The 20,479-nt window shown below is 74.6% G+C and carries 17 protein-coding genes and 2 rRNA genes (1 of these 19 cut by a window edge); 13 read left to right on the forward strand and 6 right to left on the reverse strand.

The window, feature by feature from the left end; translation table 11 throughout:
• Window positions 1-1,258 (forward strand): 23S ribosomal RNA (locus ACN20G_RS32175) (it extends 1,863 nt beyond the left edge of the window).
• A gap of 76 nt (window positions 1,259-1,334) precedes the next feature.
• Window positions 1,335-1,451, forward strand: a 5S ribosomal RNA gene (gene rrf / locus ACN20G_RS32180).
• A gap of 118 nt (window positions 1,452-1,569) precedes the next feature.
• Here rrf and ACN20G_RS32185 read toward each other — a convergent pair.
• The gene (locus ACN20G_RS32185; RefSeq protein WP_424217417.1) at window positions 1,570-2,631 is read right to left on the reverse strand and encodes a M20/M25/M40 family metallo-hydrolase; all 1,062 of its coding nucleotides are present in this window, start codon (window positions 2,629-2,631) and stop codon (window positions 1,570-1,572) included.
• 222 nt (window positions 2,632-2,853) lie between these two features.
• On the opposite strand from ACN20G_RS32185, the gene ACN20G_RS32190 reads away from it, so the two are divergent.
• From ACN20G_RS32190 to ACN20G_RS32205, 4 genes are all read left to right on the forward strand, one after another.
• Entirely contained in the window at window positions 2,854-3,363 is a 510-nt protein-coding gene (locus ACN20G_RS32190) for a hypothetical protein (RefSeq protein WP_424216773.1), read from the forward strand.
• Between the two features lie 265 nt (window positions 3,364-3,628).
• Complete coding sequence (locus ACN20G_RS32195; protein ID WP_424216774.1) at window positions 3,629-4,600, forward strand: hypothetical protein; 972 nt, start codon at window positions 3,629-3,631, stop codon at window positions 4,598-4,600.
• A 168-nt stretch (window positions 4,601-4,768) separates the two neighbouring features.
• Window positions 4,769-5,776: a UDP-glucose 4-epimerase GalE gene (gene galE / locus ACN20G_RS32200; RefSeq protein ID WP_424216775.1), complete on the forward strand. Its 1,008-nt coding sequence runs from the start codon at window positions 4,769-4,771 to the stop codon at window positions 5,774-5,776.
• A 196-nt stretch (window positions 5,777-5,972) separates the two neighbouring features.
• Window positions 5,973-7,370 (forward strand): oxygenase MpaB family protein, encoded by a 1,398-nt coding sequence (locus tag ACN20G_RS32205; RefSeq protein ID WP_424216776.1) that lies wholly within the window; start codon window positions 5,973-5,975, stop codon window positions 7,368-7,370.
• Window positions 7,371-7,382: 12 nt separating this feature from the next.
• Here ACN20G_RS32205 and ACN20G_RS32210 read toward each other — a convergent pair whose 3' ends face one another.
• The gene (locus ACN20G_RS32210) at window positions 7,383-8,468 is read right to left on the reverse strand and encodes a MerR family transcriptional regulator (protein ID WP_424217418.1); all 1,086 of its coding nucleotides are present in this window, start codon (window positions 8,466-8,468) and stop codon (window positions 7,383-7,385) included.
• A 1,101-nt stretch (window positions 8,469-9,569) separates the two neighbouring features.
• Between ACN20G_RS32210 and ACN20G_RS32215 the strand changes: the two genes are divergently transcribed.
• Window positions 9,570-10,430: a DUF3626 domain-containing protein gene (locus ACN20G_RS32215; RefSeq protein WP_424216777.1), complete on the forward strand. Its 861-nt coding sequence runs from the start codon at window positions 9,570-9,572 to the stop codon at window positions 10,428-10,430.
• 41 nt (window positions 10,431-10,471) lie between these two features.
• On the opposite strand, the gene ACN20G_RS32220 is transcribed toward ACN20G_RS32215, so the two are convergent.
• Window positions 10,472-11,863 (reverse strand): MFS transporter, encoded by a 1,392-nt coding sequence (locus ACN20G_RS32220; RefSeq protein WP_424216778.1) that lies wholly within the window; start codon window positions 11,861-11,863, stop codon window positions 10,472-10,474.
• 301 nt (window positions 11,864-12,164) lie between these two features.
• Here ACN20G_RS32220 and ACN20G_RS32225 point away from each other — a divergent pair, with 301 nt between their 5' ends.
• Entirely contained in the window at window positions 12,165-13,073 is a 909-nt protein-coding gene (locus ACN20G_RS32225) for a helix-turn-helix transcriptional regulator (protein ID WP_424216779.1), read from the forward strand.
• Here ACN20G_RS32225 and ACN20G_RS32230 read toward each other — a convergent pair.
• Window positions 13,033-13,299 carry a GlsB/YeaQ/YmgE family stress response membrane protein gene (locus tag ACN20G_RS32230; RefSeq protein WP_424216780.1) on the reverse strand — a complete coding sequence of 89 codons (267 nt, stop codon included), beginning with the start codon at window positions 13,297-13,299 and terminating at the stop codon, window positions 13,033-13,035. The genes ACN20G_RS32225 and ACN20G_RS32230 overlap by 41 nt on opposite strands.
• Before the next feature lie 310 nt (window positions 13,300-13,609).
• Window positions 13,610-14,362 (reverse strand): VOC family protein, encoded by a 753-nt coding sequence (locus ACN20G_RS32235; protein ID WP_424217419.1) that lies wholly within the window; start codon window positions 14,360-14,362, stop codon window positions 13,610-13,612.
• A gap of 529 nt (window positions 14,363-14,891) precedes the next feature.
• Between ACN20G_RS32235 and ACN20G_RS32240 the strand changes: the two genes are divergently transcribed.
• From ACN20G_RS32240 to tatA, 3 genes are all read left to right on the forward strand, one after another.
• Window positions 14,892-15,299 carry an ArsR/SmtB family transcription factor gene (locus tag ACN20G_RS32240; protein WP_424216781.1) on the forward strand — a complete coding sequence of 136 codons (408 nt, stop codon included), beginning with the start codon at window positions 14,892-14,894 and terminating at the stop codon, window positions 15,297-15,299.
• 46 nt (window positions 15,300-15,345) lie between these two features.
• Window positions 15,346-18,039 carry an HAD-IC family P-type ATPase gene (locus tag ACN20G_RS32245; RefSeq protein ID WP_424216782.1) on the forward strand — a complete coding sequence of 898 codons (2,694 nt, stop codon included), beginning with the start codon at window positions 15,346-15,348 and terminating at the stop codon, window positions 18,037-18,039.
• Window positions 18,040-18,228: 189 nt separating this feature from the next.
• A complete protein-coding gene (tatA, locus tag ACN20G_RS32250) occupies window positions 18,229-18,450 on the forward strand; it encodes a Sec-independent protein translocase subunit TatA (RefSeq protein WP_424216783.1) in 222 nt (73 codons plus the stop codon).
• 132 nt (window positions 18,451-18,582) lie between these two features.
• Here the strand turns inward: tatA and ACN20G_RS32255 are convergent, their stop codons facing one another.
• Window positions 18,583-19,041, reverse strand: a complete 459-nt coding sequence (locus ACN20G_RS32255) for a hypothetical protein (protein WP_424216784.1) — start codon at window positions 19,039-19,041, stop codon at window positions 18,583-18,585.
• 300 nt (window positions 19,042-19,341) lie between these two features.
• On the opposite strand from ACN20G_RS32255, the gene ACN20G_RS32260 reads away from it, so the two are divergent.
• Window positions 19,342-19,719, forward strand: coding sequence for a hypothetical protein (locus tag ACN20G_RS32260; protein ID WP_424216785.1), 378 nt, complete (start codon window positions 19,342-19,344; stop codon window positions 19,717-19,719).
• A gap of 83 nt (window positions 19,720-19,802) precedes the next feature.
• A complete protein-coding gene (locus ACN20G_RS32265; RefSeq protein ID WP_424216786.1) occupies window positions 19,803-20,405 on the forward strand; it encodes a TetR/AcrR family transcriptional regulator in 603 nt (200 codons plus the stop codon).
• Window positions 20,406-20,479: the final 74 nt, after the last annotated feature.

Below are 20,479 nucleotides of genomic sequence, written 5' to 3' on the forward strand. Positions count from 1 at the left end.
GGTGAACTATGGTTAAGGAACTCGGCAAAATGCCCCCGTAACTTCGGGAGAAGGGGGGCCACGTCTGGTGATGAGTCTTGCACTCTGAGCTGGGGGTGGCCGCAGAGACCAGCGAGAAGCGACTGTTTACTAAAAACACAGGTCCGTGCGAAGCCGTAAGGCGATGTATACGGACTGACGCCTGCCCGGTGCTGGAACGTTAAGGGGACCGGTTAGTGACCTTTCGGGGTTGCGAAGCTGAGAACTTAAGCGCCAGTAAACGGCGGTGGTAACTATAACCATCCTAAGGTAGCGAAATTCCTTGTCGGGTAAGTTCCGACCTGCACGAATGGCGTAACGACTTCTCGACTGTCTCAACCATAGGCCCGGTGAAATTGCACTACGAGTAAAGATGCTCGTTTCGCGCAGCAGGACGGAAAGACCCCGGGACCTTTACTACAGTTTGATATTGGTGTTCGGTTCGGCTTGTGTAGGATAGGTGGGAGACTGTGAAGCGGCCACGCCAGTGGTTGTGGAGTCGTCGTTGAAATACCACTCTGGTCGTGCTGGATGTCTAACCTCGGTCCGTGATCCGGATCAGGGACAGTGTCTGATGGGTAGTTTAACTGGGGCGGTTGCCTCCCAAAGAGTAACGGAGGCGCCCAAAGGTTCCCTCAGCCTGGTTGGCAATCAGGTGTTGAGTGTAAGTGCACAAGGGAGCTTGACTGTGAGACCGACGGGTCGAGCAGGGACGAAAGTCGGGACTAGTGATCCGGCGGTGGCTTGTGGAAGCGCCGTCGCTCAACGGATAAAAGGTACCCCGGGGATAACAGGCTGATCTTCCCCAAGAGTCCATATCGACGGGATGGTTTGGCACCTCGATGTCGGCTCGTCGCATCCTGGGGCTGGAGTCGGTCCCAAGGGTTGGGCTGTTCGCCCATTAAAGCGGTACGCGAGCTGGGTTTAGAACGTCGTGAGACAGTTCGGTCCCTATCCGCTGTGCGCGTAGGAATATTGAGAAGGGCTGTCCCTAGTACGAGAGGACCGGGACGGACGAACCTCTGGTGTGCCAGTTGTCCTGCCAAGGGCATGGCTGGTTGGCTACGTTCGGGAGGGATAACCGCTGAAAGCATCTAAGCGGGAAGCCTGCTTCGAGATGAGTATTCCCACCTCCTTGAGAGGGTAAGGCTCCCAGTAGACGACTGGGTTGATAGGCCAGATGTGGAAGCCCGGTAACGGGTGAAGCTGACTGGTACTAATAGGCCGAGGGCTTGTCCTCAGTTGCTCGCGTCCACTGTGTTAGTTCTGAAATAACGAACTCCCGTTTGCCGGTTGAGTTCAGAATTTCATAGTGTTTCGGTGGTCATAGCGTTAGGGAAACGCCCGGTTACATTCCGAACCCGGAAGCTAAGCCTTTCAGCGCCGATGGTACTGCAGGGGGGACCCTGTGGGAGAGTAGGACGCCGCCGAACAATTATTGTGGGGGAGCCCCGCACCTTATGGTGCGGGGCTTTTCCGCGTTTACGGGGCTTTTTTGGGCAGCGCGATGCCGGCCGCCTTTCGGGGGCCGGCATCGCCGCGGGTTCGAGGTCAGCGGGTGCGGATGGCCTCGATGAGGCCGGTGACCAGGGTCGCGCGTTCGACCATCGCGGCGATCTCCAGGTACTCGTGGTCGGCGTGGGCGCCGCCGCCGACCGCGCCGAGGCCGTCCAGGGTGGGGATGCCGAGGGCCGCCGTGAAATTGCCGTCGCTGCCGCCGCCTACCGAGACACCCTCGATGTCGGGGAGGAGTCGGCGGGCCAGGGCGAACAGTTCGGTGGACGCGGACTCGGGCATCGGCGGGCGGAGGATGCCGCCCTCGACCGTGATGCGGGCCTCCGGCAGGTACGGGATGAGGTCGGCGAAGGCCCGCTCCACCCGGTGCTTCTCCGCGTCCGTCTCCACGCGCACGTCCACGCCGACGGTGGCCTCGGCCGGGACCACGTTGTCCAGGGTGCCTGCCGTGGCCACGGTGGGTGTGACCGTCGTGCCGATCTCCGGGCGGCCGAACTCGGCGATGCGCAGTACCTGGTGGGCCGCCTCGACCAGCGCGTTCACGCCGGCCGCCGGCTCCAGGCCGGCGTGCGAGGCGCGGCCGGTGATCGTGACGTGGAAGGAGCCGCAGCCCTTGCGGGCCGTCTTCAGGCCACCGCCGTCCGCGGCGCCTTCGAACACCAGGACCGAACCGCAGGCCCGCGCGCGTTCCTCGATGAGGGCGCGCGAGGAGCGCGAACCCACCTCCTCGTCGGCCGTCATCAGGATCTCCACACCCGAGCGGTCCGCGAGGGCGGCGACGGCGTGCACGGCCTGGACGAGGCCGCCGAGCATGTCGAACACGCCGGGGCCGGTGACGCGGCCGTCGGCGACGGTGAAGGGGCGGCGTTCCAGAGTGCCCAGAGGGAACACCGTGTCGTGGTGGCCCAGGATCAGGACCCGGGGCTCGCCCCCGCCCGACCAGTGCACGTGCGGACCGGCCTCGCTCTCGACGAGTACCGCGCGGCCGCCGAGACGGCTCTCGATGACGCCCGCGACGATCTTCGCGGAGGCCGCCAACGCGTCGAGGTCACGCGACGGGGACTCGACCTCGACCAGGGCCCGCAGGTCCTCGATCATCGCGTCGACGTTCAGGGTGGGGCCGGGTCCGGTCTTCTGCTTCGTCACGGCCGTCAGCCTACTTGGTGGGTGTCCACCCCTTCGAGAGGGTCGATTCCGGTCATGGTTTCGAGGTGAATGGCCGGAAATGCGCGGGTCGCGGGATGGGGGCGTGCGCTTGGCGTGCGCCCCCATCGGGTATCGGGTCGGCGAGGTCTCGGGTCTCGGGGGAGGGGAGCGGGGATGAGGATGGTCGGTCGGCGGCGGGTGTTGGGCGTGCTGCTCGGAGGGGTGACGGCCGGGCTCGCGGCGGCGTGCGCGGCCCCCGAGCTCGGGGGGCCGGGGATCCGGACCCTGCGGCGGTACGTCGTGGGGGACTGGGCGTTGATCCTGGCCGACGGCAAGGAGGGCACGCTCACCGTGGACGAGGACGGCACCTGGCGCGAGGACCTCTCGGGCCGGACCGGGACCTGGGCACTGGGTGCGACGGGGGCCACCGTCGGGCTCGACCCCAGGGACGGGGAGCCGGCCGCGGCGCCGGTGCGGGTGTCGGGGGTGCCGGAGCGGGCGCGGGCGGCACTGTCCCGGACGTACACGGTGCGGGAGGGGTGGGCCGGGCGGTACGGCGGGCCGGTGGTGTTCGGGGTGGAGGGGGACACGGTGACGGTCCGGTTCCCGGCCGGGGGATCGAGGGCCGCCGACGAGACGGTCTCGCTGACGAAGGTGTCGGGGGCGCCGCGCGACGGGTTCTGAGGTTCGGTGGAACGGTGTCGGGACCTGAGTCGTGAACTCGGCCTCCGAACGGGCCGTTCTGGGGGGTGGTTGTTTCGCGGAACGGAATTTCCGGGGCGGATCATGGGTGTATGTCCGAGTTCAGCTCCGCGTCGGGGTGACGGTTCGTCATGATCGGGGGTGGATGGGTCTTTCATCGTTTCCTAGGGTGATCACACCGCATTCCAACGGTTCGTCCGCCGCCGATGTTCGGCCGTGGCCGTGACGACCGCGAAGGGAAACAGACGTGAAGCTGAAGCGCATGACCGTGGTCGCCGCCGCCGCGATGGCCGGCCCCACCGTTCTGATGGCCTCGCCCGCGATGGCGAGCGAGATCGACGCCCCCGCCGTGAGCGTTCCGGACGCCGCGCCGAAGGACGACTCCGCCCCGGCCCCGGCCTCGGAATCGAAGAAGCTGGAGGCCGATCCGCGGCTCACCCTGGCCGGTGTCCCGAAGTCCCTGACCCCGGGAGAGTGGCAGGAGATGACCCTGGAGGTGGACAACTCCAAGGGGAAGGCGCACAAGGGCTACGTGTACGGGGTCGGTGTCAAGGGGGTGCCCCGCGCGAACGTTCAGGTCGAGGCATTCGGCGTCGGCGGCGTCAACGCCTGGGTGTCCACCGCCTTCCTCTCGGGCGACATCGTCACCCCCGGGGGCCACTACGCGATGATGTCGACGGGGAAGCTCGGCGCGGGCGAGCAGACCTCGATGAAGGTCCGGGTCAAGGTCACCGCCGAGTCCGGCAACCTGACCCTCCAGGCCGCCGGCCTCTCCGAGAAGGCGATGTACGAGCAGAAGGCCGCCCTGGTCTCCGCGGAGTACGTGCTGGGCATCGGCGCCGTCACCCCCGACCCGGGTGACGACTGCACCGACCCCGGTGAGGACACGAAGCCGCCGGTCACGGACCCGGACCCGGAGAAGCCCGGCCCCGGTGACGAGACCAAGCCGCCGGTGACCGACCCCGACCCGGGCACCGACCCCGGTACCGACCCGGAGAAGCCGGGTCCCGGTGACGAGACCAAGCCGCCGGTCACCCCCGACCCCGAGAAGCCCGGTCCGGGCGAGGAGACCAAGCCGCCGGTCGTCAACCCCGGTGACGAACTCGCCGACACCGGCGCGGGCCGGGCCACGAGCTGGGCCCTCGGTGCCGGTGGCGTCGCCATCGCGCTCGGCGCGGCCTTCGTGGCGGGCAACGGCAAGCGGAGGCGCTCCGTCTGACGTGCCGTTCGTCGACGGGACGACGGGGTCGGCCCCGTTCGGGAGCGCGGGGGGCGGACGGGGCCGGGGCGTCCGGCGCACAGGTGGGGTCGGTAGAGTGCCGGACACCTCGCGCGGGTCCCCACCGGGACCCGCCGCGGCCTCCACGCACCGAAGAGAGACACCATCGTGAAGATCCTCATCGCGGGCGGCGCCGGTTTCATCGGTTCCACCATCGCCTCGGCCTGCCTCGACGACGGCATCGAGCCCGTCGTCCTCGACAACCTCGCCACCGGACGGCGCGAGTTCACCGAGGGTCGGGCCTTCTACGAGGGCGACATCCGCGACGGCGACCTCGTCGACCGGATCTTCGCCGAACACCCCGACATCACCCTCGCCGTGGACTGCGCGGCGCTCATCGTCGTCCCCGACTCGGTCGCCGACCCGCTCGGCTACTACCGCGAGAACGTCGCCAAGGGCATCGAGTTCGTCGAGCACCTCGTCCGCAACGGCTGCCGGAACCTGATCTTCAGCAGCTCGGCCTCCATCTACGACGCCGACCCCGCGGACTTCTCCGTGGACGAGTCCTCCCCGATCCTCACCCAGAGCCCCTACGCCCGCACCAAGGCCGTCTTCGAGACGATCCTGCGAGACGTGGCCGCCTCCGGGATCCTCGACGTGATCTCCCTGCGCTACTTCAACCCCATCGGCGCCGACCCCGCGCTGCGCACCGGCCTCCAACTGCGCACCCCCAGCCACGCCCTGGGCCGCATGATCGACCTGCACCACGCGGGCGAGCCGTTCACGGTCACCGGCACCGACTACGCCACCCACGACGGCACCGGCCTGCGCGACTACGTGCACGTGTGGGACCTCGCCCGCGCGCACGTCAAGGCGATCCGCGGCTTCGCCGAGGTCACGGCGACAGAGAGGTACCGGGTGATCAACCTGGGCACGGGCCGGGGCACCACGGTGCGCGAGCTGTTGACCGCCTTCGAGAACGTCACCGGCAGCCCGATGCCCACCGTCGAGGTCCCGCGCCGCCCCGGGGACTCCGTCGGCGCCTACGCCCGCGTGGACCTGGCCCGGGAACTGCTGGGCTGGAAGGCCGAGTACGGGGTGGAGGACGGGATCCGCGACTCGCTGCGCTGGTACGCCAAGCGCGACGAGGTGCTCGGCGCCCCCACCGCCGGCTGACCCCAGCCCCGGCTGACCCCCGTCCCCGGACTGCGCCGGGTGGGGTCCGGGAGTGACGGGTGGGGGCGGCGTGACTCGGGTGGGTGAATGCGGGGAGTGACGGGTCCCCCTTTCGGCCCCGCCCCGTTGTACGGTACGGCGCACGTGATCGTCGGCGCGCCCGCCCCGTCCCGTCACCCCTCCGCAGGAGCCGGTCATGCCTTCCGTCGGGCCCCACCCGTACGACACCCCGCTGCGCGCCACCCTCGGCGAGCACCGCATCGCGCTCGTCTCCTGGCGGCTTCTCGTCCTCCAGGCCGCCCACCCCGCCGTCGGCGCCGGCATGACCGCCTTCTCCACCTACCGCGGCCACCCCTGGCGGCGGATCCAGCACACGATGGACAGCGGGCGCCGCCTGTTCTTCTCCGACGCGGAGGACCTGGCCCGCGAGGTCGAGCGGCTGCGCCGCACCCACCGCCGGATCCAGGGCACCGACGAGAAGGGCCGCGGGTTCAGCGCAGCCGACCCCGAGGTGCGCACCTGGGTGATGGTCACCCTGTACGAGGCCCTCACCGCGATGCGGGCACTGGCCGGCGAACCCTTCACCCCCACCGAACGCGACGCCGTGTACGCCGAGTTCCGCGAGGTGTGCGCGGCCCTCGGACTGCCCGGGGAGCTGCTGCCGGCGGAGGCCGCCGACGTGCCCGCGTACGTGGACAAGGTGGCGCGGGAGACGCTGGAGTACGGGGAGACCGTCCACCACCTGCTGTTCGAGATGCTGCGCACCGCCCCGGCGCCCCGCCGACTCGGCCGGCTCGGCCCCCTGTGGCCGCTCCTGCGGCCGCTGGTCTCGCGCCTCCTCACCGTGCTGACCGTGGCGGACCTGCCGCCCGCCGCGCGCCGCGCGTTCCGGCTGCGCCGCACCCCGGGCGCCGCGGCCGTGTCCTGGCTCGTGCACCACGGGGCGCGCGCCGCCGTCGACCTGCTGCCCGCGCGCGCCCGCTACCGGGCCGCGTCCTCGGGCGCCGGGCCGGCGCGGCGCCGGCCGGTGCCGGTGCCCGCGCCCCGGCGGGGCGAGGACCCGCGCCGGGCACGGCTGGAGGACTTCTTCGCACGGGTCCTGGACCAGACCGGGGACGGGCGGGTCGGGCCCGTGGACCTCCAGGCCAAGGCCCACACCGTGTGCTGGAACCTCGAACTCGACGACGCGCGCGAGGACGAGCTGTACGCGGCGTTCGAGACCTGGTGGCAGCGGCTGCGGGCGGACGCCGACGCGGACGGGGACGGAACCGTGGACCGGGAGGAATTCGTCCGCGCGATGCTCGGCGGCCTGGACCGGGACCCCGGCTACCTGGAGGAGGGGCTGCACGTGGCGCTGCGGGCCCTGTTCCGGGCCGCCGACACCGACGGCTCCGGCCGGCTCGGGCCCGACGAGTACCGGGTCGTGTTCGGCGGCAAGCGGGTGCACCCCGCCGAACTCACCGAGGGATTCCGCACGTTGGACGCGGACGGCGACGGCAGCGTGGACGAGGACGAGTTCCTGGCCGGGTTCACCGCCTACTTCACCGCCCGCGCGGCCCTCGACCCGACCGCCGACCTCTTCGGGCGGTCCTGACCGCCGCCCCCGTCACGCGGCGGTCTCGGGTGTGGGGATCACGTCGGCGACCACGCAGCCGATGTTGTCGGGGCCGCCGAGGGAGTTGGCGAGGTCCACCAGGGCCCGCACCGCCGCCGCCGGCTCCCGGACCTCGGTGAGCACCCGACGGATCCCGGCGTCCGGCACCACCGTCGACAGCCCGTCCGAGCACAGCAGCCACCGGTCGCCGGCGCGCGGCTCGTGCAACCGCAGGTCGGGGGTGTTGTCCACGCCCGGACCGAGGGCGCGGGTGAGCAGGGCGCGCCGCGGATGGGACTCCGCCTCCGCCGCGCTGATCCGGCCCTCGTCCACCAGCGCCCGCACGTGCGTGTGGTCGTGGGTGAGGAGGAACAACTCCCCGTCGCGCAGCAGGTGCACGCGGGAGTCGCCGATGTGCACGAGCGCGAGCCGCGAGCCCGTCCACAGCATCGCGGACAGGGTGGTGCCGCTCGCGCCGCCGTCCGCGTCGCCCGCGCCCACCGCCTCGTGCACCGCCTCCCGGGCCCGGTCCGCGGCGTCCTGGAGCAGGTCCAGCAGGTGGCCGGCCGGCGGTTCCTCGGTGTCGAGATGCCGCAGGGCGTCGACGGCGGCGGCGCTCGCGCGGGCCCCGGCCCGGCCGTGTCCGTCGGCGACGGCGAACAGGCGGGAGCCGGCGTGCGCGGTGTCCTGGTGGTGTTCGCGCACCAGGCCGCGATCGCTGAGCGCCGCGTAGCGCAGGGTCAGCGGGGTGAGTTCGGGAGTCGACACGAGGGTGTCCTTCCGGGACAGGTGGTCGACGAGGAACGAGGCCAGGTCGCGGCGGGCGGCCGTCTCGGCCTCGACCCGCGCCCAGTACGCGCGGACCTCGGCTGCGGCCCCGGCCGCGTCGAGGTCGCACACCCCGCGGATCTCCGCGAGCGGCATCCCCAGGCGACGCAGCCAGGCCACCAGCCGGGCCCGCTCCACCTGCGCCGGCGCGTACAGCCGGTAGCCCGTCACGGGGTCCACGCGGGCCGGGCGGAGCAGGCCGAGTTCGTCGTACAGGCGCAGGGCCTTGGGCGAGAGGCGGGTGGCCTTCGCGAAGTGTCCGATGGTCAGCACGCCGTGCCCCGTTCCCCTTCGTGCCGGGCGATCACCCGGCTCCGTCGATCGTGGGGTCTCCCCCGAGGTCAAGGTCAACACGGAGGGGGCGGGGGGACGGTGTCGGGGTGTCGGGGGCTCGCGGGCGCGGATGCCGAAGGTCCCGGGTGGGCGGGACCTTCGCGGTGTGGTCCGGGTCCTTCGCGGGGCCTCGGGGTGGGGCGCGTAAGGGAGGGTTAAAGGCGGTATCCGCACGCACGTCGGTCGAGCCGAACCCCCGGAGACGACACATCCCCATGCCCACACCCGCGCACCGCCGCCGCGCAGGCGTCGCCGTGACCGCGTTCGCGTTGCTCGGCCCGTGGTTGCTCGGGGCCGCCGCCGGCACGACGGAACCGGGGGTCACGGCGGTGGCCCACGTGCGGTCCGGTGGGTCGCAGGGGTCGGGATCGGCTTCGGCCGCGGAGCCGGGGCCGGGGCCGTCCGAGCCCGTGTCGGGGGACGACGCCGGCGCCGATGTGGGCGACGGGCCCGTGGTCGGGTTGCCGGACGCGCGTGGGGGAGGGCCCGTGGTGCGGCGCGGCGTCACCCTCGTGCCCGGTGGGGAGTCGGACTCGGACGAGGTCTCGGGGCGTGGGGGAGGGGCCGAGGTGCGGTCCGAGGCGGTGCCCGGGGCCACGTCCGAGCCCTCGCCCGCGGGTGAGGCCCAAGGTCCGGCCGGGGGTGGGGACACGGGGGGTGACGGGGCCGGCGCTCCGTCCGAGTCCACGCCCGAGGCCGGCGTCGATGCCGGGGGCGATCGGGATTCGGAGGCGGGGCGCGCCGAGCGTGGCGCGAACGAGGACGGCGCGCGCGAGGGGGGCGAAGCCGGTGGGTCCTCGTCCTCCGAGGAGCGGCTCGCCGCCGGGCCCGTTCCCGTCCCGCCCGGGCCCGTGCCCGGGCCCTCCGTCTCCGGTTCCGCGGGTCCGGGAGCGCCCGCGTCGGTGTTCGTGTCCGCGTGGCCGCCGCTGCCCGGGTCCGCGGGGGCGGCCGCCGCCACCGTGCTCGCACTCGGCGTCGTGGCCCTGGTGTGCGGGGCCCGCCGGCCCACCGTCCGGACCCGGAGGTGAGACTGGGGGCGTGAACGAGGCATTCGACGACGACGGCGGCCCGCAGCGACGGGCCTTGGCGCACGTGGCGGCCCGGGCGGTGGGGGCGCCGTTGGACCCGACCCTGCGGGTGACCCTGAACTTCCATCCCGACCGCGCCGTTCCGGGCGGCGGCACGGTGCTCGACGCGCTCGCGGCCGGCGGCCGGTACGTGTCGCAGTTCGTCACCGGCACGAGCAACGGGGGGCTGACCGCCCACCCCGGCGGGGACCGGTGGCGGTGGGAGAGCCGCATCTTCGGCGGGGCGTACGACGCGGCGCCGGCGGCGCAACGTCCCGTGTACGGGGCCCTGCACTTCCGGGGCGGACCCTACGGCGGGGCCCCGCGCTTCGGGTCGGCGCACCTGCGGCTCACCGCCGAGACCGCCGCCCGCACCACCTTCTGCTACCCCGACAGCTTCCTCGAACCGGCCGACTTCGGCACGGCGGAGCGGATGGGGCTGATCGAACTCGCGCTCGCGGACCGTCAGGACGCCCTCGACGACTACGTGGAGGCGCAGGTCCACGGGCCGGTGCGGCTCGATCGGGACGTGGAGGCGCTGGTGTTGGACCCGGCGTACCGGGGCACGCCGGTGGAGGCGGCGGCCCGGCGGTTGCCGTGCCCGCTCGCGTGGCATCCCGGATTCCGGCTGACCGCGGCCGCGTTGCGCGGGCACGCCGACTACCGGGGGCCCGAGTTCGTCGAGCTCGGGGAGCGGATCGCCGTGGACGGGGTGCTCGACCCGGCGGTGCTGGGCGAGGCGGCGCGCGGTGGCGCGTACGATCCGCAGGCCCTCAAGCGGGTCTGGCACCTGCTCGCGCGGTTCGGCCGCGCGGGCGCGACGGAGGGCTGAGGGCCCGGCCGTCGACCTGCCGGCCTGTCGGGGCGGGAGTGTCAGCGGTGTCGCGGGCGGGTGCCGAGACGGGCGACGGCCGGGAGGGCGACGAGGAGCAGGAGGCCGGCCGCCGCCGCCCAGGCCGCGTGCAGGCCGGACGGCGAGAGCGCGCCGGGGTCGGGTATCGCGCCGCCGCCTCGCACGATCGCGGTCGCGGTGGTGGCCGAGGTCCATGCCTGCGCGATCCCGGCCAGGACGGTGGGACCGACGGCGCTGCCGATCTGGAGCGCCGTGCCGGTGAGGGCCGAGGCGCTGCCGTGGTCGTGCCCGGGCACGTCCCGCAGGCCGACGGCGGTCAGCGCCGGGAAGACCAGGCCCTGGCCGACGCCGGTGACGAGCAGCCCGATGAGCACGGGACCCGCGTACGGGGTGCCGGGGCCGGCCGCGCACCACAGCAGGACGCCGCCCGCGGTCAGGAGCAGGCCCAGGACCAGCGGCGGGCGCGGGCCCCGGGTGCGCATCAGACGCCCCGACAGCAGCGCGGCGCCGGCGACGGCCAGGCTCACCGGCAGCACCGCGAGACCCGACGCGGCCGGGGACATGCCGAGGGTCCGCTGGAGGTGGAGCGGCAGCAGGAACAGCGAGCCCGTGACGCAGAAGTAGAAGGCCGCCGCGACCACCGCCGCGATCCGCACCCCGCGCCGGCGCAGCAGCCCGGGGTCGAGCAGGGCCGGCCGTCCCGCGCCGGCGCGCCCGCGACGCCACCACAGGAGGCCGGCGCCGCAGGCCGCCGCGAACAACGCCGCCGCCGGCAGGGCCCCGCCGGGCCGGGCCGCCGTGTCCGCGCCCAGCACCGTCAGGACGAGTGCGACGGGCAGGGCGAGGGCCCCCGTCGGATCCGGGCCGGGCCGGTGGGTCCGGGCGCCGGCGGGCAGGGCGCGCAGGGCGGCGAGGGCGATGCCGACGGCGGCGAGGGCCTGGAGGGCGAACACCCAGCGCCAGCCGAGGGCGCCGGTCACCACGCCGCCGGCCACGAGCCCGGCCCCGTAGCAGGCGGCCTGGGCGGCGGAGAACACGCCGAGGGCGCGGGCGCGTTCCGGGCCCTCGGGGTACGCCGAGGTCAGCAGGGCGGTGGCGGCGGGCAGGGTGACGGCCGCCCCCGCCCCTTGCAGGACCCGTCCCGCCGCGACCGTCCAGAACGAGGCGGCCGTCAGCGCGAGCACGGCGCCCGCCGCGAGGGCCGCCAGCCCCCACACGAGGACGCCGCGGCGCCGCAGCCGGTCCGCGAGGGCGCCGCCGCACGACAGCAGGCCGGCGAACGCGAGGGCGTACCCGGTCACCGCCCACGACAGGTCCTGCGCCGAGGTGCCGAAGTGCGCCCCCAGCGAGGGCAGGGCGCTGTTCAGCACGGCGACCCCGCCGACGTCGAGACCGGCGGCCGCGCTCAACACGAGCAGGGGTCCGTGACGGGGCCGCGGGGACGGCGTCCGGGCGGGGGTTCGTGTCGGCTTGGGTGTGGGTGTGGGTGTGGGTGTGGGTGTGGGTGCCGGTGTGGGGGCGGGGTGGGGCGGGGGGTTGTCGGGGTGGGTGGGCACGGGTGGGCTCCTGGCGGGCGGCGCGGGGACCCCGGTCGGGCCGGGGTCGCGGATCGCGGCCAGTCTGGGCGGCGGCCCGGCCCGTCACGAGACACCGCCCGAGGCCGGCCCCGACAGGGCCTGCCTCCACCCGGGTGGACGATCCGATAATCGACGCATGGCACCGTCCCCGGCACTACCCGAACTGGCCCGCTACCTGCGTTCGCGCCGGGCACGACTGACCCCCGAAGCCGTCGGCCTGCCCCGAGCCGGCACCCGACGCCTGCCCGGACTGCGCCGGTCCGAGGTCGCCGCCCTGGCCCGGATCAGCCCCGAGTACTACACCCGCCTCGAACAGGGCCGACAGCGCCGCCCCTCGCCCCAGGTCCTCGACGCCCTCGCCGGCGCCCTGGGACTCGACGAGGACGCCCGCCGCCACCTGCGCCGACTCGCCGAGGGCGGCCCGCCGTCCCCGACGGAGCCGGGCGGTGTCACGGCCTCGGACGTGCCGGAGACCACGCTGCGCCTGCTCGACTCGCTGTCCCCGTGGCCCGCGCACGTGGTCACGCCCATGCGCGACGTCCTGGCCTGGAACGCCGCCGAGTCCTGGCTGCTGTTCGACTACGCGGAACTGCCCGTCGAGCAGCGGAACTTCGCCTGGTTCACGTTCTGCGATCCGCGCGCGCCCCGGCTCCTCGCGGACTGGGAGAAGGTCGCCCGGGGCAACGCGCACCGGCTGCGCCACGCGCTGGCCGCCGACCCCCACAACGCGCGCGGCCGCCGGCTGGTCGCCGATCTGACCGCGCGGGGCCACCGGTTCGCCGAGATCTGGGAGGAGCACGAGGTGCGCGGCCCGGCCACCGGCAGCCACGGCTTCCTGCACCCGCGGGCCGGCCGACTGGACCTGGACTACACCGCGTACGTGCTGCCCGGTGCCCACGGCCTCGAACTCGTCGTCCTCACGGCGGCGGAGGGCACGCCCACGCACCGGGCCCTGACGCGGGCCGCCGCCGAATGCCGACCGGACACGACGGGTGGGGCGGAGGTCAGTCGCGGGAGTTGCCGAACAGCAGGCGGTACGCGATGAGCAGCACGAGGGAGCCGCCGATCGCCGCGCCCCACGTGTACAGGTCGAAGAACCGCTCCGTCACCGGCCGGTCCAGGAAACGGGCGGACAACCAGCCGCCGGTGAACGCGCCCGCGACACCGATCAGGGTCGTCCCGATCAGTCCGCCCGGATCCCGGCCGGGCAGCAGCAGTTTGGCGATCGCCCCGGCGAGCAGGCCGAGCACGATCCATCCGATGATCCCCACGGTGCGCTCCTCGCTGTCGACTCCGGGAGGCCGGGCCGACGGGCGGACACCCGCACCGGCCCGGACGCCGGGGAAGACGCGAGGGCGGGGCCGGCGGTTGCCTAGGGGACGCGCCGGGCCGGGGCCCGGGGCGCGGCGGGGGCGTGTTCGGGGCGCGTTCGGGACGCGGCCGAGGGGTGCGGCGCGGGGCGTGGTGCCCCGGGTGTGGTGCGAGGTGCGCCGGACGCCGTCCGGCCGGGGCTCGGGGGCCGGCCGGACGGGTCCCGCGGGCCGTGACGCGGGCTCGGGCCCGCGTTCGGGGCCCGGTGGGTCAGGCCGGGTCGTCGATCATCGAGGTGGCGATCACCGCGAACACCGCGCCCTGCGGGTCGGCGAGCACCGACATCCGACCGACCGGCATGTCGAACGGGGGCGCCAGGACGGTGCCGCCGGCGCGGACCGCCGCCGCCGTCACACTGTCGGTGTCGTCCACGCAGAAGTACGTGAGCCAGTGCGAGGGCGTCTCCTGCGGCATGTGCGCCAGGTCGGTGAGGCCGCCGACGGTCCGCCCGTCGACCCGCAGTTCCAGGTAGCCCTCGGCGCCGGCCATCTCGGCCGGGGCGGTCGTGATCGGCAGCACGGCCCGGTAGAAGGCGTCCGCACCGGCGCGGTCGTTGCTGTGCAGCTCGTTCCAGATCAGCGCGCCCGGCTCGTTGACGATGCCGGCGCCCGTGAAGGCGCGGGCTTGCCACAGGCCGAAGACGGCCCCGGAGGGGTCGGCGACCACGGCCATCCGGCCGATGTCCATCACGTCCATGGCCGGCACCTCGACGCGGCCGCCCGCGTCGCCGACCGCGCGCAGGGTCGCGTCGAGGTCGTCGGAGGCGAGGTAGGTGGTCCAGACGGCCGGCGGCATCGGGTCGGGCACCGAGCCGTCGGGGTTCATCGCGGCCATCACCCCGGCGACCGGCTGTCCCTTGAGGGAACAGACGGCGTATCCGCCGGTCTCGGGCGGTCCGACCTCGCCCTGCCAGCCGAACAGGTCGCGGTAGAAGTCGAGGGCGGCCTGCTGGTCGGGGACCATCAGGTCGATCCAGCAGGGGGTGCCGGGCCGGTAGGGGCCGTGCTTCTCGGGCACGGGGCCTCCAAGGGGGTGTGGTGGGGAAGGACGGGGCCTGTCCTACCCGTGGGCCGCGCGCGGCGAATCGGCCCGGACGGGTGAGGGCCGGGTGGGCGAGGGCCGGGTGGGTGGGGACCGGACGGGTGAGGGCCGGCCGGGGCGCGTCGTTCGTGCCGGGCGGGCGCCCACGGCGCGGGCGGCGGGTCGGGCGGGTCGGGCGGGTCGGGCGGGGCGGGCGTGACCGAGAGGACGGGGCCGCTGGGGAGGGGAGCGGGGGCGGTTTCCGCCGGGCTTCCCGGTTCTTTCGGGGGCGGGCGTGTCGGGGCACGGCCCCGTTTCACGGCGGCGGCGTCCGCCGGGGCGAGGCGTTTTAGACTGGCGGGCGGCGTGTACCGGGTCGCGTGCGCGGTACGAGGTCTGCGCGGTACGAGGTCTGTGCGGTACGAGGTCTGTGCGGTGGGAAGTCCGGCGGTCGCCGGGGAACGGGGAGACGGTGACGGCGCACGAGGCCGGCGGGCACGAGGATCCCTCGCCCGAGGTCCTGACGGAGGCCGCCGGCGCGTTCGGGCTGCTGGCCTCGCCGGCCCGCCTGCACGTCGTGTGGGCGCTGGCCCAGGGCGAGTGCGACGTGACCCGGCTCGCAGAACGCGTCGGCGGGGCGCTGCCCGCGATCAGCCAGCACCTCGCGAAGCTGAAGCTGGCGGGGCTGGTGGGATCGCGCCGCGAGGGCCGCCGGCAGGTGTACTGGGTCACGGACCCCGACGTCGTGCACGTCGTGCGGCATCTCATCGAACGGCGCGCGGAGGCGGCCGCCGCGCCGGTCCCGGCCCCCGCCGCCCGCGCCGCCGGAGCGCGGCCCTGGACCCGGGCGGTGCGGGGGCTGCGCGGCGTCGGTGAGTGACCGTCCGTCGGATCGGTCGCCGGGGGCCGGGTGGAGCACGTTGCGGGTGTTGCGGGAGGTCGACAGCGGGCCGCGCGGGTTGACGGAGGCCGAGGCGGCGCGTCGGCTGCTCGTGCACGGGGAGAACCGCGATCCGCGCCGGCGTGCCGTCACCCCCGGACGGCTGCTGCTGCGGGCGCTGCGCGAACCGTTCACCCTGCTCCTCCTCGGCCTCGTCGTGATCTCCGCCGTGGCCGCCGCCCCGGGCACGGCCGTGGTGCTGTTCGTCCTCGCCGTGGCGGCCGCCGCGCTGCGGGCGCGCGAGGAGCGGCGGGCGGAGCGCCTCGCGGCGGGTCTGGGGGCGGACGGGGCGGACGAGACGGGCGGGGCGACGGTGACCGTCGTACGGCGGGCCGACGGCGGGGGTGGCGGGGGTCGGGCGCGTGAGGTGCCGGTCGGTGACCTGGTTCCGGGGGACGTGGTGCGACTGGGTCCCGGGGACGCCGTTCCCGCCGACCTGTGGCTGCTGGGGTCCGCCGGGTTGACGGTGCACCAGGACGCGCTGACCGGCGAGTCCCGGCCCGTGCCGAAGTCCGCGCCCGCCCTCGAAGCCGAGGGGACGCCCGAGCCCGACGCCGCCCCGGACGCGGGTGCCGGCGGTCCGTTCGGGGATCCCCGGATGGTGTTCCGGGGCAGCGCGGTGGCCACCGGGAGCGCGCGGGCGGTCGTGGTGGCCACCGGCGCGCGTACCCGGATCGCGAGCGCGCCCGTTCCGTCCCGGTGGCCCACCGGGCCCTTCGAACGCTCGCTGCGCTCCCTGTCCTGGCTGCTGCTGCGCCTGGCCCTGCCGCTGCCCGCGCTGGCCATCGGCGTGGACGCCGTCACGGGCGGGCACACCCCGCAGACCTGGCCCTTCGCGGTGGCCGTGACGGTCGGGCTGGTCCCCGAGATGCTGCCGCTCGTGCTCACCACCCGGCTCTCGCGGGCCGCCGCCGAGCTGGCGCGGGCCCGGCGCGTCCTCGTGCCGCGGCTCCCGGCCCTGTACGACCTCGGCGCCGTCGACGTGCTGTGCCTGGACAAGACGGGCACCCTCACCGAGGGCCGGCCGGTGGTGCACGCCTCGCTCGACACGGCCGGGCGCGAGGATCCGAGGGCGCGGCGGTGGGCGGCCGTCAACGCGTGGTGGAGCGTGCACCTCGCGGAGACGCCCGCGCCCGACGCCGTCGACGCCGTCCTCCTTGAGGAGTGCGGGGAGGAGGGGGACCGCGCGGGCCTCGGCGGTGAGGCCGGGGAGGGGGCGCCGCCCGCGCATCCCGAACTGCTCGATCCGCTCGCCGTGCTCCCCTTCGACCCGACCCGCCGGTTCTCCGCCGTCGCCGTCCGGGCCCCCGGGCGGCCCGGGCACCGGCTGCTCGTCGTGAAGGGCGCCGCGCACGAGGTGCTCGACCGCTGCGCCCTCGCCCCCGAGGAGCGGACCCGGCTGGCGGACCTCGTGGACCGTGCGGCCGACGAGGGGCTCGGGGTGCTGCTCGTGGCCCTCGCCGAGACCCCGCTGCCCGCGCCGGTGTCGGGCCGGCCCCACGCCCTGCGGCCCGAGCACGTGCGCGGGCTGCGTCCCGTGGGTCTGCTGACCCTGCGCGACGCGCCCGCCGCCGGCGCCGAACGCGCCCTCGCCGGCCTCGTCGCGGCCGGGGTCAGCCCGCGCGTCCTGACCGGCGACCATCCCGGCACGGCCCGGCGCGCCTGCCGCGACCTGGGCCTGCCCGTGGCCGAGGACGAGGTCCGCACCGCCGCCGACCTCGACGCCCTGAGCGGTCCCGCGCGCGCCGAGGCCCTGGCCCGGACCCGGATCCTGGCCCGGTGCGCGCCCGCCGACAAGGCCCGGTTCCTCGCCGAACTGCGGGCCGCCGGTCACACCGTCGGCTTCCTGGGCGACGGTGTCAACGACGTGCCGGCGTTGCGGGCCGCGGACGTGGCGCTGGTGCCCCGGGGCGCGGTGCCCGCCGCCCGGGAGCAGGGCGACGTGCTGCTCGTGGACAAGGACCTGACGGCGGTCGGGGACGCGATCACGGCGGGACGGCGGGCCGCCGCCCGGGTCGTGGACCACCTGCGGGTCACACTTTCGGCCAACCTCGGCAACGCGACCGCCCTGCTGGCGGCGGGGGCGGTGCTGCCGTTCGCGCCGATGCTGCCGGCGCAGGTCCTCGTGCAGAACCTGTGCTTCGACGCGGCGCAACTCGCCTTCACCCGCGACCGTCGCGGGGGTGGGGACGCGGGCGGGGGCGATGCCCGGGACGGCGGCGGTGACGGCCGGCCGGGGCGGCCGGTGCGGTGGGCCACGGGGCGGCTCGGGCGGCTCGTGCTCGTGGCGGCGGCGGTGGGAGCCTGCGCCGACCTCGTCACCCTGGCGGCGCTCGGGCCGCTGCTCGACGGGTGGACGGGCGCGGCGCGCGAAGGCGCGGTGCACACGGCGTGGTTCACCGAGAACCTGCTCACGCAGGCCCTGGCCCTCGTGCTGCTGCCGCGCCTGACGCGCGGGGCGGGTACGGGAACGCGGGCGGCGGGGTGGGCGGCGTCGGCGTTGGCGCTCGTCGGGCTCGGCCTGCCGTTGTCGCCGTGGGGCGGGGCGCTCGGGTTCGGGCCCGTGCCGGTGACGCTGTACGCCGTGCTCGCGGGGGTGGCGGCCGGGTACGCGGCGGCGGTGTACGGGGTGTGCGTGCGTTTCGACGGGCTGCGGCGGGGTGGTGGTGCGGGGCGGTAGGGGGCGGGGGAGGTGGGGGCGATGGGGGGGCGGTGGGGCGGGAATTCATCCGGGCCGGGTGGTCGAACCCGATCACGAATGCTTGTACAGTTGCGCAATATTGCAAGTATTGAGGGCGGCGCCACCGCGCGCCCGGGGCCGCGCCCCGGCGCACGGCCGGCGTCGCGACCGACCGAAGGGACGGGCGACGTGCTCCGCAACGGACTGGAACCCTGGCACCTGTTGATCGTCGCGATCGTCGTCATCGCGCTGTTCGGCTCCAAGCGACTGCCCGACACCGCGCGCGCCCTGGGCAAGTCCCTGCGCATCCTCAAGAGCGAGACCCGCGCGATGCGCGCCGAGGACACCGCCGCCGCGCGCCCCGCCGACGCGCCCGCGACGGTCGTCCCCGCACCGCCGACCGCCTCCTGAGGCCCGCCGCGCCGTGAGCCCCGCGGGCCCCGTCCTCGGGTGAGGGCGGGGCCCGCGGGGTGCGCGTGGGGAGTGGGGGAGTGGGGGAGTGGGGCGTGGGGTGTGGGGTGTTCGCGGGTCGGTCGTCCCGGGCTATTCCACCGTGACGGTCACCGTCGGGGACACCGCGTCCCCGGCCTTGACCCGCAGCTCCTCCTTGCCCTTCGTGCGGAAGGTGTAGTCGAGGGAGAAGCTCGACCCCTTCTTCACCGCCGTCTCCGACTTCAGCGTCGTCCAGCTCGTGCCGTGCTTGTGCTGGAGGGTCACCTTCGTGCCGATCGGCAGCCCCTTGGTCCGCCCGGTGAAGACGGCCTTGCCGCCGACCTTCACCGTGGTCGGCGTCGCCGTGAGCGTCAACTCCCCGGCCTTGGCGGACGCGGAGGCGGAGGTCGACGAGGACGGCTTCGGCTTCGGCGACGGCGCCGCGCCCGCCGCACCCACGGGCCCGAGGGCCAGGGCCGCGCCCAGGGCGCCCGCGCACAGGAGGCGGGCGGCGTCGCGGACGCGGCCCCGGGGGTGGGCGGGGGATGACTGCGAGGAGGTGGGGATCACGATGGTCTCCCGTCTGTGGGACCCCGGTGCCCGCTCGCCACGCCCGACTCGGGGCGCTCCGAACTGCTCGGGGCGATCGACAGCGACGCTACGACCGCATCCGCGCCCCCGGCGAGTCGATCACCGGCCCCCGGGGGCCTGGGGTGACGCGAACACGGCACGTGGAGCGCTGTTCGGGCCCGGTCGGACGGGGTGCCGGGGGGTGGGGGGCGGTTGGGCCGAACGAGTGGGTGCGGGGCGCCGCGTGAAGCCCGTGTCCGCGGGGGTGTCGCCGGCGGGACGGCGTGGCACGATGCGCCCATGCGCTCGATTGTCGCCGGCCGCTCCGGCACCTCTCGCAACTCCCGCAACTCCCTGCTCTCCTGGAACTCGAAGGACTCCGTCCTGTCGATCGGTTCCGTGGGCTCGGTGCTCTCGATCGGCTCGGTCGGCTCGGCCCTCTCCGTCGGCTCGGTGGGTTCCGTGCTCTCCGTGGGCTCGGTCGGCTCGGGCCTGTCCGGCCTGTCGGCGGGCTCGCTGCTGAGCCTCGGCTCGTTCCTGTCCGTCGGTTCGCGCTGGTCCGCGCTGTCGGTGGGCGGGCGACGGGCGGTGTTGGCGGCCGGGGTGTTGGCGGGCGTGGCCGCGTACTCGACGGCGGCGACCCGTCCGGCCCGCGTCCCCGGGGGTCGCCTGCGCTGAGGGGCGGGGCCCGGGGGCGGGGTGCGGTGGGCGCAGGATCACCGTTCTGGATTCTGGGGTCCAGAACGTGCTAGCGTTCGATCATGGCCAGACCGCGAAACTTCGACGAGACGGCGGTACTCGACGCGGTGGCGGCGGAGTTCCGGGTCCACGGCTACGCCGACACCTCCACCGAACAGCTCTGCGAGGCCGCCGGTGTGCGCCGCAGCAGCCTGTACAACGCGTTCACGTCCAAGGACGAGCTCTTCGTGCGGGCCCTGGAGCACTACGCGGCGACGATGCGGGCCCGTCAGGAGGCGATCCTCACGGACGGCTCCCTCGACGGGGCCACGCGATTGCGCCGGCTCGTCGACGCGATCGTCGACGAGGAGCGCGCGGCCCGCGACCGCGGGCACGCCGCCGGGTGCATGGGCGTCCACACCCTCATGACCCCCGACCTGCGGGCCCGGGATCCGCGCATCCCGCGGATCCTGGAACGGGACCTGCGGGAACGCCTCGGGATGATGGCGGACGTCATCCGGGCCGGTCGGGTTGACGGGAGCGTTCCCGAGGGCCCCGACCCGCGGGACGGGGCGCTCCTCGTGAACACCGTCATCAGCGGGATCCGGGTGACCGCCCAGAACGGGGTCGAGCCCGACGCGCTGCGTCGCATCGCCCTCGACGGGCTCCGCTCGCTGCTCCCGTGATCGGGCCTGCCCCGTTCTGCCTTGAGCTGACCCGAGCTGATCCGGGCTGATCCGTCGCGTTCTGGGCGGGCGTC

The organism is Streptomyces dryopteridis (genome assembly GCF_049606955.1).
GTDB lineage: Bacteria > Actinomycetota > Actinomycetes > Streptomycetales > Streptomycetaceae > Streptomyces.

Excerpts from the sequence above, each read along its gene's own strand:
- ACN20G_RS32185 (WP_424217417.1), bottom strand. The coding sequence starts at position 2,631 with ATGATCGAGGACCTGCGGGCCCTGGTCGAGGTCGAGTCCCCGTCGCGT.
- ACN20G_RS32190 (WP_424216773.1), top strand. The coding sequence starts at position 2,854 with ATGAGGATGGTCGGTCGGCGGCGGGTGTTGGGCGTGCTGCTCGGAGGG.
- ACN20G_RS32205 (WP_424216776.1), top strand. The coding sequence starts at position 5,973 with ATGCCTTCCGTCGGGCCCCACCCGTACGACACCCCGCTGCGCGCCACC.
- ACN20G_RS32225 (WP_424216779.1), top strand. The coding sequence starts at position 12,165 with ATGGCACCGTCCCCGGCACTACCCGAACTGGCCCGCTACCTGCGTTCG.
- ACN20G_RS32235 (WP_424217419.1), bottom strand. The coding sequence starts at position 14,362 with ATGGTCCCCGACCAGCAGGCCGCCCTCGACTTCTACCGCGACCTGTTC.
- ACN20G_RS32260 (WP_424216785.1), top strand. The coding sequence starts at position 19,342 with ATGCGCTCGATTGTCGCCGGCCGCTCCGGCACCTCTCGCAACTCCCGC.
- ACN20G_RS32265 (WP_424216786.1), top strand. The coding sequence starts at position 19,803 with ATGGCCAGACCGCGAAACTTCGACGAGACGGCGGTACTCGACGCGGTG.